The organism is Kangiella japonica (genome assembly GCF_039523535.1).
GTDB classification, from domain to species: Bacteria; Pseudomonadota; Gammaproteobacteria; order Enterobacterales; family Kangiellaceae; genus Kangiella; species Kangiella japonica.
Genome location: NZ_BAAAFM010000001.1, coordinates 631,247 through 649,221, shown reverse-complemented (window position 1 = coordinate 649,221; position 17,975 = coordinate 631,247). Strand labels below are relative to the sequence as shown.

16 protein-coding genes are annotated in these 17,975 nt (G+C 43.7%); 14 read left to right on the top strand and 2 right to left on the bottom strand.

The window, feature by feature from the left end; genetic code table 11:
- The first annotated feature begins 12 nt into the window (after nt 1–12).
- The 6 genes from hflK to ABD128_RS02995 all read left to right on the top strand — a co-directional run bounded on the left by hflK (nt 13) and on the right by ABD128_RS02995 (nt 5,806).
- Nucleotides 13–1,059 carry an FtsH protease activity modulator HflK gene (gene hflK, locus ABD128_RS03020; RefSeq protein ID WP_343986308.1) on the top strand — a complete coding sequence of 349 codons (1,047 nt, stop codon included), beginning with the start codon at nt 13–15 and terminating at the stop codon, nt 1,057–1,059.
- Nucleotides 1,060–1,070: 11 nt separating this feature from the next.
- Nucleotides 1,071–1,958, top strand: coding sequence for a protease modulator HflC (gene hflC / locus ABD128_RS03015; RefSeq protein ID WP_343986306.1), 888 nt, complete (start codon nt 1,071–1,073; stop codon nt 1,956–1,958).
- A gap of 75 nt (nt 1,959–2,033) precedes the next feature.
- Complete coding sequence (locus ABD128_RS03010; RefSeq protein ID WP_343986303.1) at nt 2,034–2,222, top strand: DUF2065 domain-containing protein; 189 nt, start codon at nt 2,034–2,036, stop codon at nt 2,220–2,222.
- Nucleotides 2,223–2,430: 208 nt separating this feature from the next.
- Nucleotides 2,431–3,732: an adenylosuccinate synthase gene (locus ABD128_RS03005; RefSeq protein ID WP_343986301.1), complete on the top strand. Its 1,302-nt coding sequence runs from the start codon at nt 2,431–2,433 to the stop codon at nt 3,730–3,732.
- A 141-nt stretch (nt 3,733–3,873) separates the two neighbouring features.
- Entirely contained in the window at nt 3,874–4,137 is a 264-nt protein-coding gene (locus ABD128_RS03000; RefSeq protein WP_343986298.1) for a DUF1653 domain-containing protein, read from the top strand.
- Nucleotides 4,138–4,363: 226 nt separating this feature from the next.
- On the top strand, nt 4,364–5,806 hold the full coding sequence (locus ABD128_RS02995) for a catalase (RefSeq protein ID WP_343986572.1): 1,443 nt from the start codon (nt 4,364–4,366) through the stop codon (nt 5,804–5,806).
- Nucleotides 5,807–5,849: 43 nt separating this feature from the next.
- On the opposite strand, the gene efpL is transcribed toward ABD128_RS02995, so the two are convergent.
- Together efpL and ABD128_RS02985 are read right to left on the bottom strand one after the other, a co-directional pair.
- Nucleotides 5,850–6,419 (bottom strand): elongation factor P-like protein EfpL, encoded by a 570-nt coding sequence (gene efpL, locus ABD128_RS02990; protein WP_343986295.1) that lies wholly within the window; start codon nt 6,417–6,419, stop codon nt 5,850–5,852.
- A 289-nt stretch (nt 6,420–6,708) separates the two neighbouring features.
- Nucleotides 6,709–8,211: a S10 family peptidase gene (locus ABD128_RS02985; protein ID WP_343986293.1), complete on the bottom strand. Its 1,503-nt coding sequence runs from the start codon at nt 8,209–8,211 to the stop codon at nt 6,709–6,711.
- Nucleotides 8,212–8,736: 525 nt separating this feature from the next.
- Here ABD128_RS02985 and ABD128_RS02980 point away from each other — a divergent pair.
- The 8 genes from ABD128_RS02980 to ccoO all read left to right on the top strand — a co-directional run bounded on the left by ABD128_RS02980 (nt 8,737) and on the right by ccoO (nt 17,973).
- Nucleotides 8,737–9,744, top strand: coding sequence for an N-acetylornithine carbamoyltransferase (locus tag ABD128_RS02980; RefSeq protein ID WP_343986569.1), 1,008 nt, complete (start codon nt 8,737–8,739; stop codon nt 9,742–9,744).
- A gap of 10 nt (nt 9,745–9,754) precedes the next feature.
- A complete protein-coding gene (locus ABD128_RS02975; protein WP_343986290.1) occupies nt 9,755–10,966 on the top strand; it encodes an argininosuccinate synthase in 1,212 nt (403 codons plus the stop codon).
- On the top strand, nt 10,963–12,072 hold the full coding sequence (locus ABD128_RS02970; protein ID WP_343986287.1) for an acetylornithine deacetylase: 1,110 nt from the start codon (nt 10,963–10,965) through the stop codon (nt 12,070–12,072). The genes ABD128_RS02975 and ABD128_RS02970 overlap by 4 nt, the downstream gene beginning before the upstream one ends.
- Nucleotides 12,065–13,387 (top strand): acetylglutamate kinase, encoded by a 1,323-nt coding sequence (locus ABD128_RS02965; RefSeq protein WP_343986285.1) that lies wholly within the window; start codon nt 12,065–12,067, stop codon nt 13,385–13,387. The genes ABD128_RS02970 and ABD128_RS02965 overlap by 8 nt, the downstream gene beginning before the upstream one ends.
- The gene (argC, locus tag ABD128_RS02960) at nt 13,384–14,328 is read left to right on the top strand and encodes an N-acetyl-gamma-glutamyl-phosphate reductase (protein ID WP_343986282.1); all 945 of its coding nucleotides are present in this window, start codon (nt 13,384–13,386) and stop codon (nt 14,326–14,328) included. Before ABD128_RS02965 ends, argC begins: the two co-directional genes overlap by 4 nt.
- A 9-nt stretch (nt 14,329–14,337) precedes the next feature.
- Nucleotides 14,338–15,642 (top strand): argininosuccinate lyase, encoded by a 1,305-nt coding sequence (gene argH / locus ABD128_RS02955; protein WP_343986279.1) that lies wholly within the window; start codon nt 14,338–14,340, stop codon nt 15,640–15,642.
- A gap of 264 nt (nt 15,643–15,906) precedes the next feature.
- On the top strand, nt 15,907–17,337 hold the full coding sequence (ccoN, locus tag ABD128_RS02950; RefSeq protein ID WP_343986276.1) for a cytochrome-c oxidase, cbb3-type subunit I: 1,431 nt from the start codon (nt 15,907–15,909) through the stop codon (nt 17,335–17,337).
- 9 nt (nt 17,338–17,346) lie between these two features.
- Nucleotides 17,347–17,973 carry a cytochrome-c oxidase, cbb3-type subunit II gene (ccoO, locus tag ABD128_RS02945; protein WP_343986274.1) on the top strand — a complete coding sequence of 209 codons (627 nt, stop codon included), beginning with the start codon at nt 17,347–17,349 and terminating at the stop codon, nt 17,971–17,973.
- Nucleotides 17,974–17,975: the final 2 nt, after the last annotated feature.

The following is a 17,975-nucleotide window of genomic DNA, read 5'->3' as shown; positions in this document are numbered from 1 at the left end:
GGAGAAGTGTCTATGGCCTGGAATGAACCGGGTAATAACAATCAAGACCCATGGGGCAAAAAGCGCCCAAACAATAACAATGACATCGACGAAATGATCAAAAAAGCTGGCAAAAAAGTGAGCAGCATTTTTGGTGGTGGCAATAAAGGTGGTGGCGGTAGTATCGGCATTATCCTTGGATTGTTGATCGTCATTGCAGTCTATTTATTCAAGTCTGCTTATATCGTAAACGAAAAAGAACAAGCGTTAGTGTTAACCTTTGGTGAGCATACGCGTACCGATACGGCGGGCCTACACTTTGCTTTTGCACCGATTCAACAGGTTTACTTTGTTGACGTTGAAAGCATTAAAGATATCGAGATAGAAGGCTTGATGCTGACGCAAGACGATAACGTGGCGACGGTTAAGGTTAAAGTTCAATATCGTGTGGGTGACGCTATGGCGTTCCAATTTAACGTAGAAGACCCCGTAGAAACATTAAAACATGCGACTGAAGCTGCTTTGCGTCAAGTAATTGGCCATACTAACCTGCGTGATGCGCGTACCGATGGTAAGCAATTGGTTCGTTCAAATGTGGCGAAAGAGTTAAACTCTATCCTTGAGCCATACCAAACGGGTATTGAAGTGTTCCGTGTAAACTTAATCGGTAACGTCGATGTACCACCGTCGGTTAAGCCAGCTTTTGATGATGCGATTAAAGCGGAAGAAGATCAGCAAGCTTACCAAGATCAGGGTGAAGCATACCGCAGTAAGCAGATTCCATTAGCGGAAGGTGATGCGCAAAAAGCCATTCAAAAAGCAAATGCATACAAGTCTCGAATCACAGAAAAAGCTCACGGTGAGGTAGCGCGATTCAAAGAATTGTTGCCTGAGTATAATGCTGCCCCTGAAGTGACTCGCAAGCGTCTTTATTTAGAAACACTTGAGCAAGTATTGAGTAAAACATCTAAAGTGATACTGGATACTGATGGTGGTAACAACATGACGTACATTCCGCTGGATAAGATTATGCAGCGCAATAATGCAAAGTCTTCACAGTCTAAAACTAATAATCAATAAGGGGGCTAACGATGAATAAATTAATCAGTATTTTAGTGATCATAGTGGTCGCCCTTGCCGTATTCTGGACTTGTACCTTTAAAGTCAAAGAGTGGGAAACGGCGATTGTTCTACAGTTTGGTGACGTTAAGAAAAACGATGACGGCACAGCCAAAATATACGGCCGTGGCTTACATTTCCGTTGGCCGGTTGCTGACAAAGCCATCATCATGGATAAGCGTATTCAAACGTTTGATGGTGAAGCCGATAGAATCTCAACGTCAGAGCAGAAAGACTTAATCGTAGACAGCTACATTAAGTGGAAAGTCTCTAACTTTGATAAATTCTACCGCAAAACCAACGCCAACTTCCGTGCTGCAGAACGTCTATTGGATAACACCGTAGAGAACACTTTACGTGAAGAATTCGGTCGTCGTACTAGAACCCAGGTGGTTTCAGGTGAGCGTGAAGAAGTGATGGGGCTAACCTTGGAAGAGGTGAAAAAGAGAGCGCCTGAGCTGGGTATTGAAGTTATTGATATTCGTGTTAAGACTATTAACTTACCAACTGAGGTGAGTGAGTCGATTTATAACCGTATGCGTACTGAGCGTTTACGTGTTGCCAACGAGCATCGCTCGGAAGGTGAGAAGGAAAAGCGTATTATCATCGCTCAAACGGATGCGGAAGTTCAGCGCATATTGGCGGAAGCTGACCGTGAAGCGCGTGAAATCCGTGGTCAAGCGGATGCCCAAGCAGCTAAAATTTACGCGGAAACGTACAATAAGAATCCTGAATTTTATTCGTTCTTACGTAGCTTAGATGCGTATCGTGAATCCTTTAAAGATTCAGGTGATATCTTAGTGATTAAGCCAGATAGCGAGTTCTTTAAATATTTTAAAGACGCAGAAGGTAGTAACTAGTCTCTCGATTAGGACTAAGGCCAGCATAGCTGGCCTTTTTTTATTGGTGGTTTTTTAGAATAACGGGAAAGATAAATGTCTCAAGAATGGTTAATAGCCTTAGGTTTGGTGTTAGTCCTTGAGGGGTTATTGCCGACCCTTGCACCAAAATCTTGGAAAAAGATGGTCAGTGATATGGCGAGTCGATCGGATGGGCAGTTACGTGCTGTTGGTCTGGTGATGATGATAGTAGGGCTAGTCTGGGTTTTTCTTGTTATCGAGTAGGAAAGAGTCCTCAGCTAGAGTTAATGATTTTAACTAACTTATTGATATCTAGTGGCAAATATTGAGCATTAAAAACAAGTGATGGAAATTTGACCTTTTTTAGAAAAAAAGGGGGATTTTCGTTAGAGATAAAGGTAAAATGCGCGGTTTGGTGTCCGTGTTAGGACAACTAACTATTCATCTACAAAAGTAGGGTAAGAGTTTAGTAATGGCACAAAGTGTTGTGGTTTTAGGCACCCAATGGGGTGACGAAGGTAAAGGTAAGATTGTTGATTTATTGACTGAGAAGGCTGGTGCCGTGGTGCGCTACCAAGGCGGTCATAATGCCGGTCATACATTAGTGATTCACGGAGAAAAAACCGTACTCCACTTAATTCCATCAGGTATTTTGAATGATGACGTGATGTGTTACATCGGTAACGGTGTGGTGCTTGCTCCTGATGCATTAAAGAAAGAGATGGACATGCTAAAAGAGCGTGGTGTTCCGGTTGAAGAACGTTTACGAATCAGCGCAGCTTGCCCATTAATCCTGCCTTACCACGTAGCGCTTGACGTTGCTCGTGAAGCGGCACGCGATCCAGAAAAGAAAATTGGTACTACTGGTCGTGGCATTGGCCCTGCTTATGAAGATAAGGTTTCACGCCGCGGCTTACGCGTAGAAGACTTATTCGATGAAGAGCATTTTGAAGAAAAATTGCGTGAAGTTATGGAGTTGCATAACTTTACTTTGACACAGTACTACAAGGCAGAAGCCATCGATATCGATGAAACCTTGGCATTGTGTAAAGAATACGCTGAGTGGTTAAAACCAATGATCGCAGACGTTCCAGCAATTTTGGCGGATATGCGTCGTGATGGTCAGAAGATTATGTTTGAAGGTGCCCAAGGTACGCTTCTTGATATTGACCACGGTACTTACCCCTACGTGACTTCGTCAAATACGACGGCAGGTGGTGTAGCGACAGGGGCAGGTGTTGGACCTCGCCATATCGATTATGTATTAGGAATCACAAAAGCTTACACTACTCGTGTCGGTGGTGGTCCTTTCCCAACGGAATTGTTTGATGATGTTGGCGCTGGGTTAGCGAAGCGTGGTAATGAATTTGGCGCGACTACAGGGCGAGCTCGACGTTGCGGTTGGTTAGACGCGGTAGCTTTAAAACGCGCAGTGGATATCAACAGTGTTTCTGGTCTTTGCATGACAAAACTTGATGTGCTTGATGGTTTAGATACTGTAAAGATTGCGGTAAAGTATAACTGCCCGGTGCGTGGTGAATTAGTTAACACGCCAAACGGTGCAGATGATTACGAAAAGCTGGTTGCTGAGTATATAGAGCTCCCAGGTTGGAGCGAAACGACTTTTGGCGTTCAGTCGCTAGAAGAGTTACCTAAAAATGCGATCGACTTTATTGCTAAAGTTGAAGAGCTAGTTGGCGTACCGGTGGATATTATCTCTACAGGCCCAGATCGAGTAGAGACTATTATTAAGCGTCATCCTTTCGAAGCTTAATACTGGCTCTAACAGCAAGACATTTAAAGCGACTTTCGAGTCGCTTTTTTTGTGCCTGTTAAGCTCGTATTATCTACTTACTAATGATAGGGCGTAAGAGTGTGAATGAGCTAGTTGTTAATAAAAGAAAAGAAGAGAACTATGAACGACGAATGTAAAAGCAAAGAAAAGAAACATGATGAAGAAGGTAATAGGTTAAAGTTAGGGGTTTACAAGCATTTTAAAGGGCAGCGATATGAAGTTCTGAATCTAGCGAAACATACTGAAACAGGGGAGTGGTTGGTGGTTTATAGAGCCTTATATGGTGAGTATGGCCTCTGGGCTCGACCATTTGAGATGTTTGATGAGGAGATTGTTAGGGATGGACAAACCATCAAACGATTTCAGTATTTAGGCGGCAGTTAGTGGTGGCTTGAATAGATTGGAATAAAGGATATCGCTTCAATGATTAATTATTTATATCGTTATCATGATAATTAAATAATATAACTATCGTTAGTTTGTTGTTAGAGTAGGTAATAGAGTAAGACAGCCATGGGAATGTCCATGGCGTTGTCCATAGAAAATATGGCTTATAACAGAAGAGTACCGACTAATGAGCAAAGATGATAAAAAAACTGGCTGCCCTTTTATGACGCAAAGCAATGGAGCGCCGGTTGTAGATAATCAGAATTCGATGACCGCCGGGCCAAGAGGACCACTATTATTACAAGACGCATGGTTTTTAGAGAAAATGGCACACTTCGACCGCGAGGTAATTCCAGAGCGTAGGATGCATGCCAAAGGCTCTGGTGCTTATGGAACTTTTACCGTTACTCATGACATTACCAAATACACAAAAGCCAAAATTTTCTCAGCAGTCGGCAAGAAAACAGATGTTTTCGTACGTTTTTCGACGGTTGCCGGTGAGCGCGGTGCGGCGGATGCTGAGCGTGATATTCGAGGTTTCGCCATTAAGTTTTATACCGAACAAGGCAACTGGGACCTGGTGGGCAATAACACTCCGGTCTTCTTTTTACGCGACCCACTAAAATTCCCAGATCTAAACCACGCGGTTAAACGTGATCCGCGCACTAACATGCGCTCGGCCAATACTAACTGGGACTTCTGGACCTTGCTTCCCGAAGCACTGCATCAAGTGACTATCGTCATGAGTGACCGAGGTATCCCGAAAAGCTATCGCCATATGCACGGCTTCGGTAGCCACACCTTTAGTTTCATAAGCCCAGACAACAAACGTTATTGGGTTAAGTTCCACTTTGAGACTCAACAAGGGATTGAAAACCTAACGGATCAAGAAGCTGAAGAGCTGATCGGAAAGGATCGTGAATCGCACCAAAAAGATTTACTCGAGAGTATTGATAATGGCGATTTCCCACAGTGGAAAATGCGGGTTCAGATCATGCCCGAAGAAGATGCCGAAAAGTATCACATTCATCCGTTTGACCTAAGTAAAGTGTGGCCACATGGTGATTACCCACTTATCGATGTGGGTGTACTAGAGCTAAATCGTAACCCAGAAAACTATTTTGCAGAAGTGGAGCAAGCTGCCTTTAACCCTGCGCATGTTGTACCTGGTATCGGCTTCTCACCTGATAAAATGCTGCAAGGTCGATTATTCTCTTATGGTGACGCACAGCGTTATCGTCTAGGCGTGAATAATGCACATATTCCAGTGAATCAGCCGAAGTGTCCAGTAAACAGTTATCATCGTGATGGCGCTATGCGCACGGACGGCAACTATGGCGCAACCAAAGCTTATAACCCGAACAGCTATGGTTTATGGGAAGAGCAACCAGACTTTGCCGAGCCACCATTAAAAATTAACGGCGATGCTAAAAACTGGGATTTCCGTGAAGATGACGACGATTACTACAGCCAGCCAGGCGACTTGTTCCGCTTAATGTCGAAAGAGCAACAGCAAGTCTTGTTTGAGAATACAACTCGTGCAATCGACGGCGCGGAAGAGCACATTAAAGTTCGCCATGCGCAAAACTGCTACAAAGCTGATCCGGCTTACGGTGAAGGCGTGGCAAAAGCCATGGGTGTAGACTTGGAAAAGGTTAAGACTTAATCTAAATACAAAAAAGGGCTAGTAAATCTAGCCCTATTGTTTACTAATCCGCTCGACTCATAAACTTCTTTTCATCGACATTTATTTTTACCTTTTCTCCAGTCGAAATATATTCGGGAACTTGAATAATTAAACCTGTATCGAATTCTGCGGGTTTGGTTCGAGCGGTCGCCGAAGCACCTTTAATCGAAGGATCGGTTTGTTTAATGACCATTTCGACCGACTGAGGAAGCTCCAAGCCAACCACTTTATCGTCAGCAGTAACGACTTTTAAGTCTTGAATATCCTCAGTTATAAACAGTAACTCTTCTTCAATGTCTTCGCGGTTAAAGGTGTATTGGCTGTAATCTTCGCTATCCATGAAGATAACTGTATCGCCTTCCTCATAAGAATAGGTCGCAGGATGCTTGCTTAGGTCAACCAAAGTAAGCTGATCGTCACCTTTAAAAGTGTGCTCCACTTTAGAGCCCGCCTGCACATCAGTAAAACGCATTTTATACAAAGTCGCTGCGCCACGAGCGCTTGGACTGCTGACTTCGATATTCTTCACCACTAATAATTTACCGTTATGCTCAACGGCCATGTTTCTTTTGATATCACTAGCTTTTGCCATTGGAATGGTCTCTGTATTTTTTAAATTGACTTTATTGTAAAGGCTTGGTCGAGTATTGGAAAGTAGTAGTATTTAGTTGTTACTTTTCTTGCGTAGCCAAGAAAAGTAACCAAAAGAAGGCTACCCCGTCGTCAGATCCTGCGGATTACCCTTGCCAATAAAAATCAAGACGAGCCGTCAAACGAAACATCCTATTTCGTTTTGACTAAATTAGGCATCCCTGCCTAATTTGCTCTATGATTTTATAATGGCTTCGGCTGACTCCAAGGGGGAGATAAAGAGCCCAAGACTAGAGCGACTTCTCAAAAAACTGCGCTAAGTCTTTCTTCAACTTTATCAAGTCTTGCTCACGGACATACATCATGTGGCCTGACTCGTAGTAAGACATATGGACATTGTCTTTAAGTTCTTTCGGTAGGCCCATGTGTGAGAAGGTGTATTCTGTGGCAAAGAATGGTGTGGCGAAGTCGTAATAGCCGTTACCAACGTAAACTTGCATATCAGGGTTGCGTAACATAGCGCTTGTGAGCTTGTCGCTGATATCGTTGCTTTGATGGTTAAACTCGTCGTAATTCCAGCTTTTAACATTGCCGCCTAAAATATAGTAAGGCAAGTCAGACTTGTAGTTCAGCTCTTTAGATAGATAGGTCATCAAAGTTTCGGTGTAGGTACCATGAATCGCCATATAGCTTGGATCGCGGTAGCCAGGCTTATTCATGGCGTCTAATTCTGGCGTGGTGAAGCGGCTGTCTAAGCGACCAATTGTTTCACCTTCTTTACGTTTCACGTTATGTAAAAAATCATTCAAGCTAATACGCAGGTTTTTCTCTAGCACTAAGTCGACTGAAAGGCCTGTAAAGTCTGCCACCCGCTCAGCGATGGCTAGTTTACGACGAGGTTCTAGGTTATCACCTTGTAGTAAGGCCAAAGCATAGTCGTTCATGGCGAACTCTTTAGCCTGCTCGATGGAGTTTTCTAAGTCATTGCTTAAAGGCGCTTTAAGCTTGTTGTGATACCAAGCGGCGGCGGTATAGCTTGGCAACATAGTGACTGGGGCTAGAATGCCGTTGCGATCACTAAAATCATCAAGGCGGAAGTCGAGCACGCTTGAAATAAGCATCACACCGTTAAAGTAAACACCGTGCTTCCGGCCCATGTGGTAAGCGATACCCGCCGAACGAGTCGTACCATAACTTTCACCCGCTAGAAACTTTGGAGAGCTCCAACGATCATTTCGCGTCATATAAAGACGAATAAACTCAGAAATGGTGCTGATATCTTCCCAAACGCCGTGGAAGTCCTTGTCAGTACCTTTGTCGTGCGAGCGGCTGTAACCAGTACCCACTGGGTCAATAAAGACAATATCGGTGAGATCTAAAATGGAGTATTCGTTGTCGATGTATTCAAAAGGTGGCTTTAAGGCAAAGCCTTCTTTATCCATAACCACACGCTTTGGACCTAAAGCGCCCATGTGCAACCAGACTGAGGAAGAGCCGGGGCCACCGTTGTAGGTAAAAGTTACGGGGCGTTTTTTCGGATCGGCGCCCTTTTTGGTGTAAGCAGTGAAGAAAATCGAACCGATAACTTCATTTTTATCATTATAAACAAAGGAGTTACCGGTAGTCGCGGTGTACTTAATGGTTTTTCCACCAATTTTAGAGGTGTGTTCAGTGACCACTGTTTTTTCTTCAGGATAAGGATTTGGTGTTGTTTCTTTTTTCTCATCAGCCAAAGTGATTTGGCTAAAAGTTAGACTCACTGCAAGTAGCGCAGAGTAAGCAAGCTGTTTCATGGTGTCTCCCCAAAACATACATAATCGTGCAATAAAAGGTAAGACTACCAAGTTCATCAGAGATAACAAAGTTAGAAGGAGCCTGGTGGTGATTGAAATCGTAACAAGATGTAAAAGTGGGCACGGTCATACGGTTATAGCAAGCAAGATCAGTTACTTAGCGAAAACTAGAGTTTTGAGCCTTACTGAAACCTCAAAAAAGAATTCAAAAGACTGTCAGAATTATATTTACAGCGATAATTTTTAGGTGTAGATTTGCAGAGCTTTCTAGCGAAAAGGTCCCTTAAGACCACTTATGACGATTAAGTAAATACTTAGGCTTACACAGAAATGATATTAGTAACAAACTTACATTCAGCACAAGTTGCTACAGTACAGCAGCGACGTCGCAGCCGCATTCAATCGGCTGGGAAGAGCATCGTGTTGTCCAAATAATCGTCACACAACAGAATTTAAAACCCAGCCATCGGCTGGGTTTTTTTATGCACGTCTAAAATTTCCCCTCCGATGGCATGACTAACAGGAATTGCCATGAAACATTTTTTAAGTACCGAGCATTGGTCGCAAAGTGCTTTACAAGAAATGATCGACTTTGCTGTGGAACTGAAGCAAAACAAATTTCAGCCACTGCTTAAGAATAAATCAGTAGCATTATTATTTTTTAACCCTTCGCTACGAACCCGCACTAGCTTTGAGCTTGGGGTACATCAACTTGGTGGTCAGGCGGTGGTGTTACAGCCGGGTAAAGACGCTTGGCCAATTGAGTTTGAGCTTGGCTCTGTGATGGATGGTGAAGCCGAGGAGCATATCAAAGAAGTCGCTCAGGTACTTTCTGCGTACTGTGATCTGATTGCGGTAAGAGCGTTCCCGAAATTTAAAAACTGGCAAGACGATCGTCAGGATTTGTTGATTAAAAGTCTCGCCCAGTTCTCGACTGTGCCAGTGGTTAACATGGAAACCATTACCCACCCTTGTCAAGAGTTGGCGCATATCATGGCGCTACAAGAAAATCTTGGTGACCTAAAGGGTAAGAAATATCTACTCACTTGGACCTATCATCCAAAGCCCTTGAATAACGCGGTGGCAAACTCGTCTTTAATGATTGCCACTAAGTTTGGCATGGACGTGACTGTGCTTTGCCCGAATGAAGACTATTTATTGGATGAGCATTACATGCAGCTAGGGCAGAGCTACAGCGCACAACACGGAAACAAACTGACGATTTCCCATGATATCGACAGTGCTTATGAAGGGGCTGATGTTGTTTATGCCAAAAGTTGGGGAGCCCTGCCATATTTTGGGCAGTGGCAGAAGGAAAAGCCTATCAGAGATCAATACAAACACTTCATGGTTGACGAAACCAAGATGGCAAAAACCAATAATGCATTGTTTAGCCACTGCTTACCGCTGAGACGAAATATCAAAGCGACAGACGGCGTGGTCGATTCGAAAAACTGCATTGCGATTCAAGAAGCCGAAAATCGTCTGCATGTGCAGAAATCCATGATGAATACATTAATTAATCATTCTTAAGGTGAAAGTTGTGAGTAAAGAAAAAGTAGTTTTAGCATTTTCAGGTGGCTTGGATACGAGTTTTTGCGTGCCTTATTTGTTGGATCAAGGATTTGAAGTGCATACTCTATTTGTAAATACCGGTGGCGTCAGCACTAAAAGTATCAACGACATAGAACAAACCGCGATGACATTAGGCGCGACAAAACATTGGACTGTCGATGGGCAAAAAGAGTTGTGGGACTCCATCATCAAGCCTTTGGTTTGGGGTGGGAGCTTATATCAAGATCAATACCCAGTGTTATGCGCCGATCGGTATTTAATTGCGAAAGAAGCCGTTCAGCTGTGCAAGAAACTTAAAACCCAATACGTTGCCCATGGTTGTACTGGCATGGGCAATGATCAAGTTCGTTTTGATCTGTCGATAAAGGCGTTAAGTGATTTACAGATACTCTCACCAATTCGTGACATTCAAAAGAATGTCACAGACGTCAGACAATATGAGATTGATTACCTCAATGAAAAAGGACATCAAGTTTCAGCGGTTCATAAACAGTATAGCGTCAATGAAAATCTATTAGGCGTTACTGTTTCTGGTGGTGCGATTGATAAGTGGCAAGCGCCAGAAGATAACACTTACATTATTACGAAACAGCCGCATCAGGTCAGTAAAGCTTCTGAAACAATAAGTCTAGAGTTTGCCCAAGGCGAGCTAGTGAAACTTAACGGTGAATCGGTTGAAGGCGTAAGTGCCATGCAGCAGTTGAATAGCCTGCTAGGCGACTACGGAATTGGTCGAGGCATTTATACTGGCGATACCATAATTGGTTTAAAAGGACGGATTGTTTTCGAGGCGCCGGCTTTAAAAGGATTATTTGTTGCACACAAAGCCTTAGAAGAAGTTGTGCTGACGCAGCAGCAAAATCATTTCAAGCCTATCTTAAGCAAAAAGTGGGTTGACCTTGTGTATCAAGGCTTTTATTTCGACCCGCTCACTAGCAATATTCAAGAGTTCCTTCAAAACACACAGCAGAATGTCAGTGGCTTGGTTGAGCTCAAGCTTTCACCTGGTCACATAGAGGCCGTGTCCGTTATTAGTTCTAACCTGATTATCAATAAAGATGTTGAGTACGCACAGAAAGCGGACTGGGGTATAGAAGAAGCGACAGGCTTTATAAAACTATTTGGGCAGAGCACTGCCACTTGGTCGAGCGTTCACCAGGCCAAAGGAGGTGCTTCATGACTGTTGCTTTCAATAAAACCCAGGGATTATCGGCGCCAACAGTGCAGCAGGTTAAAAAACATTTAACCGCTTTGGTCAGTTTTGATACCAGCAATCCTCCAAGGAACATTAAGGCCTCAGGGATTATCGAGTACCTACAGAGTCAGCTACCGAGTGCAACTGTTGAGGTAATGAATTATGGCGATGGCTCCATTAATGTATTGGCAACCAAAGGCCAACCTCAATATTTATTCAACTACCACATTGATACGGTTCCAGTAACCGATGGTTGGAACTCAGATCCTTTTACGCTAATAGAAAACGATAATAAGTTATACGGCTTAGGGGCTTGCGATATTAAAGGCGCGGCCGCCTGTATGTTGGCGTGTATCGAAAATGGTGTCGAAGATTATGCAGTTCTTTTTTCGTCGGACGAAGAGCACGGTAACAGTTTATGTATACGCTCTTTTTTAGAAAAAGAGCACGCTTATAAAGGAATCATCGTAGCCGAGCCCACTCAAGCAAAAGCTGTTTTAGCGCACCGTGGAATAATAACCGCTACTGCAATTTTTTCTGCAGAAAGCGGCCATAGCTCTGAGCCCCGCGCCTTATCAGAAAACAGTAACCACCAAGCTGCCCAGTGGATGTATAAAGCGATTGATTGGGCTAAGTCTCAACTAAGCGAAAGCTTCGAGGATCTAAACGGCACTTGTTTCAACATTGGTAAGCTTGAGGGCGGTATTAAGCCTAATATTATTGCTCCAAACACAGAGGTTAAGTTTGGCCTTAGACCTTTGCCTGGCTGTGATGTTGAGGGGACTTTAGACGACCTGCTTGATCATTCTGGACTTAGTCTGGAGCAAGTGGCGGTTGGTTTTAAAGCGCCTGCATTACCTACAAAAAATGGTTATGAGAAGAATAAACAGTTGGCTATGGAGTTAGAGTTGCCATTGGGAGGTGCTGTGAACTTTTGGACAGAGGCTGCACTTTTCTCGGAAGCCGGTTTCTCAGCACTAGTTTTTGGCCCCGGCTCAATACAGCAAGCTCATACGCCTAATGAGTGGGTTGCCATTGATCAGCTGGAAGCGGTTTTGGCTACCTATTGGAGGATTTTAAATCATGGCTAACTCAGTCAAAGACACCGTCTATAAGTTACTTACAGTAATCGATAGCGAAACTCAGATCAGGAAGTATTTAAAACGGTTTTCTTCGGAGCAGGGTTTAAAGTTTGCGGTGATAAAAGTTGGCGGGAAAATTGTGCAAGAAGAAATGCCAAAGCTTGTAGCATCGCTAACTTTCCTCAAACAAGTTGGGCTAACACCTATTATTGTTCATGGCGCCGGACCACAGCTAACTCAGCGCTTACAGCACAAATCGATAAAGCCCGTTTTTATAGACGGCCAACGAGTGACAAGCCCCGAAGTATTAAAAGCGGCGAGAGACGTTTTTATTGGCGAGAATCATAATTTAACCTCGCAACTAAAAGAAGCAGGTGTTGATGCTACACCTTTTTATTCGGGAATTTTCGAGTGTGAATTACAGCATGAAAATACGTTAGGTTTGGTCGGCACTATTACTGCTGTCGATAGCGAGCAGCTATTAAAAACCATTAGAAAGGGCAGGGTTCCTGTGGTGAGCCCGCTAGGTGAAACGGCTCAAGGTCAGATTGTTAATGTTAATGCTGATTCGGCCACCTTCAGTTTGGCTAAAGCAATAGAACACTACAAAATAATTTTCTTAACGGAAACCGGCGGCGTACTCGATGATAGCGGGGCCATTATGCCGAATATCAGTATCGTTAATGATTATCAGCATTTAATGAAACAGCCTTGGGTTCATTCGGGCATGAAACTAAAACTCGAAAAAATTAAGGAAATTCTAGAGTCGATGCCATCGGCGACTTCGGTGTCGATAACCAAACCAGAACATCTGGCAAAAGAGTTGTTTACCGATAAAGGCTCTGGAACTTTGGTCAATATGGGAGAAAAAGTCTTGGAGGCTTCTTCTTGGTTAGATGTGGATACCTCTAAATTAAAGTGCCTTATTGAGTCATCGTTTCATAAGCAGCTCGATGATAATTACTTCGATGAGATCGAGCTTTATAAAGTGTATGTGACTGAGTGTTACCGCGCAGCTGTGGTTCTAACACATTCTAAGTGCGCGCATTATTTGGATAAATTTGTAGTCAGTGATGATGCTAAAGGTGCAGGAATAGGGAAGGCTTTGTGGGAGAAGGTCATTAGGAAGAATCCCAAGATATTTTGGCGTGCAGTTCTCGATAATCCCATTAATAAATTTTACTCCAATGTTGCGGATGGCTTTGTTAGAAGCGGTGAATGGAAGGTGTATTGGGTTGGCATTAAAGATTATGCACAAATCGAGCAGTGTGTTGAGTATGCATCGACTAAGCCGAAAACAGTGGTTCAGGAGTGTGTGGCATGAGCATTAAAACGGTTTTAATTGGAGCGCGGGGTTATGTTGGAGCTGAGCTTATCAGCATTTTATCGAGGCACTCTAAGTTGGACTTAATAGCCGCGAGTTCTCGTGAGCTGGATGGTCAGCGAGTCAGTCAGTACATAAAGTCTGAGCTTTACTATCAAAACCTGAGCCCAAAAGAAGTCATCGCGTTGTCCCCCGATTTGGTGATCTTAGCCTTACCGAATGGGTTGGCGCAAAGTTTCGTCGACCTTATTGATGATGAGTCCATATCCACGACTATCATCGATCTTAGCGCAGACCATCGTTTTGATCCGCAGTGGCATTACGGGCTTCCTGAAGTGTACTCACACAAAATAACAAAACGTATCAGCAATCCAGGATGTTATGCCACAGCGGTGCAGCTGTGTGTGGCGCCTGTACAAGATTTGGTTGATGGGCGTGTCAGCTGCTTTGGTATTTCGGGCTATAGTGGTGCAGGTACAGCACCCTCAGATAAAAATAACCTGAAGTTGCTACAAGACAATATCATGCCCTATAGCTTAGCGAACCACTTGCATGAGCAAGAAGTAACGCATCACTTGGGACTAGATATTAAATTTTCTCCTCATGTTGCCCAGTTTTTTAGGGGTATATGCTTAACTGCGCATATACCCCTAAAAAAGCAAGTCAGTCTTGATGATGTCACCCCTGACCTAGAGGCTCGCTACTCGAAATTCTATAAAGACAGCGAATTTATCCAGTTCCAAGTCAATCCACCACAGATCTCACAAGTTACCAACGAATATGGTGCGGTGCTGGGCGGTTTAGCCTTGTCGGAAGATGGTTCGCATTTAGCATTGACGTGTACGCTTGATAACTTATTAAAAGGTGCAGCTTCGCAAGCTGTGCAAAACATTAACCTTGTCTTTGAGTTGCCTCAGCTCGAAGGCTTATCCACACAGTAGGCGCTTACTATGACGCAACCATTATGGAGCAAAGAGCAAACGATAGCTCAAACTGAGTTACAGAAAAAAATCACACAGTTTATGTCGGGAGGGGATGTTATTCTCGACCGAGAACTAATGCTATATGACATACAAGCAAGTTTGGCTCATGTGCAGGGTTTGCAACGGATCGGTGTCATTAGCGGTGAAGAGTTAGCAAAAATCACTGTGGCACTAGATAAGATAACTAAGCAGTTTCAGAGCGGTGACTTTGTGCTCGATAGTCGATTCGAAGATTGCCATTCGGCGATAGAATGGTTTTTGACAAACGAGCTCGGTGAAACCGGCAAAAAAATTCATACGGGGCGTAGCAGAAACGATCAGGTGGCTGTGGCGACGCGGCTTTATTGCCGTGAGGCGCTAAACGAACTGGCAAATTCTAGCCAGCAGATTGCCGAAACCTGCCTGGCGCTGGCAAGAAAGCACGAGCTTGATATATTGCCGGGCTATACTCACCTGCAAAGAGCCGTTGTTTCAAGTTGGGGCATGTGGTTCGCTTCATTTTCGGAATCGTTTTGTGATAACGCTTATGCCGCTAAGAGCACCTGTGAGCTAATCAACAGTAACCCTCTTGGAACTGCCGCAGGATATGGTGTGAACTTAAGGCTGGATCGAGATTATACGACTAAAGCGCTTGGATTTAATCGCAAGCAAGTTAACCCGATTTATGCTCAGAATAGCCGTGGAAAAATTGAACTGCAAGTTTTGAGCAGCTTTAAAAGCGCCTTACTCGATATTCGTCGTATGGCCTGGGATTTGAGCCTATTTTCTACAGCTGAGTATGACTTTGTGAAGGTGGGTGATGATTTCTGCACAGGCTCTTCCATTATGCCGAATAAACACAACCCCGATGCTATCGAGCTAATGCGAGCAGAGTACTCTAGGTTAGTGGGTGCTTACAACGAAATAGAATCCTTACTTTCCTTACCCAGTGGCTATCAGCGTGATTTACAAAGCACCAAAGGTGCTTTATTACGAGGGGTTTCTTCTGCGCTTCAGTGTTTGCAGTTAGTCCCGTCATTACTGAAATCCTTAGTGATAAATGTGAGCAAATGCGAGGCTTCAGTAGATGCTTCTATGTTCGCGACAGATAAGGCTGTAGAGCTTGTGATTGAAGATGACATGGTATTTAGAGACGCCTATCGTCATATTAAGTATAATTACCAAGAATTAGAAAGTAGAAAAGCCATCGACTCACTTAAAGAGAGAGTGTCTCCAGGGGCTACTGGAAACTTGTTTTTGAGTGAAATAGAAGGACGGCTTGGTGCACTTTGATTATTCTGCTTTGTTAGACCAAAACAGAAAAATTTGTCAAGCATATTTCTAATTAAAAAAACTAATGCCAAATGGTGGTCTGATAAGTTTCAATTCGGCTGAACATCCTTTTTATCGCGTCTTTTATAGGTGGGATGGAAAAACTTAAAAAGTTTAGCTGAATTTATGGAAAGCTTGACTCAGATCAAGTATCTTTAGCACTGTTTGCATATGATGCATGGTTAAAATTTTAGCGTGTGAAGTCTCTTATTTAAGGTGAGATCAATGAGTGAATTAAAAGAGCACAATTATAACTACAAGGTCATTAGGCAATTTGCCGTAATGTCTGTAGTTTGGGGTATCGTTGGTATGGCGTTAGGCGTCTGGATCGCTGCGCAGCTGATGTTCCCTGCATTGAACTTTGACACTGCTTGGTTGAGTTTCGGTCGTTTAAGACCCTTACATACCAACGCAGTAATTTTTGCCTTTGGTGGCTGTGTCCTGATGGGGACATCGTTCTATGTGGTTCAACGAACCAGTTATGCTAGGTTGATTAGTGACAAGCTTGCAGCTTTTGTTTTTTGGGGATGGCAGGCCGTTATTATCGCGGCAATCATAACCTTACCAATGGGGCTGACTTCTACTAAAGAATATGCTGAGCTTGAATGGCCAATCGATATCCTTATTGCCATTGTTTGGATTGCTTATGCATGGGTCTTCTTCGGCACCATCGTAAAAAGGAAAGTGGCACATATATATGTGGCTAACTGGTTCTATGGTGCCTTTATTATCACCATTGCTATCTTACACATTGTAAACAGCGCTGCCTTACCAATCGATTGGACAAGCTTTAAGTCTTACTCAGCTTACGCTGGCGCTATCGATGCAATGGTTCAGTGGTGGTATGGACATAACGCTGTAGGATTCTACTTAACAGCTGGCTTCTTGGGTATTATGTATTACTTCGTACCGAAGCAGGCTGAGCGCCCAGTTTACTCTTATCGTTTATCGATCGTTCACTTTTGGGCTCTGATTGCCATTTATATGTGGGCTGGTCCTCACCATCTTCACTACAGCTCGCTTCCTGACTGGGCTCAGTCAGCAGGTATGGTCTTCTCGATCATCTTATTAGCGCCTTCTTGGGGTGGTATGATTAACGGTATCATGACGCTTTCAGGTGCTTGGCATAAGCTTCGTACCGACCCAATTATTAAATTCTTAATCGTATCTCTATCTTTCTACGGTATGTCGACCTTTGAAGGACCGATGATGGCGATTAAGACCGTTAACGCTTTATCGCATAACACTGACTGGACTATTGGTCACGTACACGCCGGAGCCCTGGGCTGGGTAGCTATGGTTTCAATTGGTGCTCTTTACTCCATGATTCCGTCATTGTTCGGTAAAGCGAAAATGCACAGCATTAGCTTGATCAATGTACACTTCTGGTTATCAACAATTGGTGTGGTTTTATATATTGCTGCGATGTGGATTGCAGGGGTAACTCAGGGGTTAATGTGGAGAGCAACTAACTCTGACGGTACTTTGACTTACACCTTTGTGCAGGCTCTTGAAGCAACTTATCCGTATTATGGAATCCGTTTATTCGGTGGATTCCTCTTCTTAGCTGGTATGTTTGTTATGGCGTATAACGTCTTCAAAACAATCAAGAACCCGGGTAAGGCTGACACTAAAATCCCACAGCCAGGTCATTAGGAGTTAGTAATGAAGCATGAAACGGTAGAAAAAAATATTGGTTTGATGGGTATCCTGATCATCGTTGCTATTAGCTTCGGTGGTCTGGCTGAAATCGTGCCTCTATTCTTTATGAAAGATACTACTGAGCCGATGGCTACCTTAAAGCCATACACGCCGGTTCAGTTAGAAGGTCGCGACATTTATATTCGCGAAGGTTGTCACGTTTGTCACACGCAGATGGTAAGACCTTTCCGTGCTGAAACGGAGCGTTATGGTCACTATTCTGTAGCTGGTGAAGACGTTTATGAGCGTCCATTCTTATGGGGCTCAAAGCGTACAGGACCAGATTTGGCGCGTGTTGGTGGTCGTTATTCAGACGATTGGCATTACCGTCACTTGGTAGACCCTCGTGAGCCAGTACCTGAGTCAAACATGCCAGGTTTCCCTTGGCTGGCAGAACGAGAGCTGACGGGTGAGAAAACCGCAGCGAAAATGAGAACACTACAAAAACTAGGTGTTCCTTATACCGATGAGCAGATTGCGTCTGCAGAAGAGCAAGTAAAAGGAACTTTAGAAATTGATGCTCTAATTGAGTATTTGCAGTCGTTAGGACACGAGCACGCAACAGTTGATGCGCAAAATTCGGGTGAGTAACG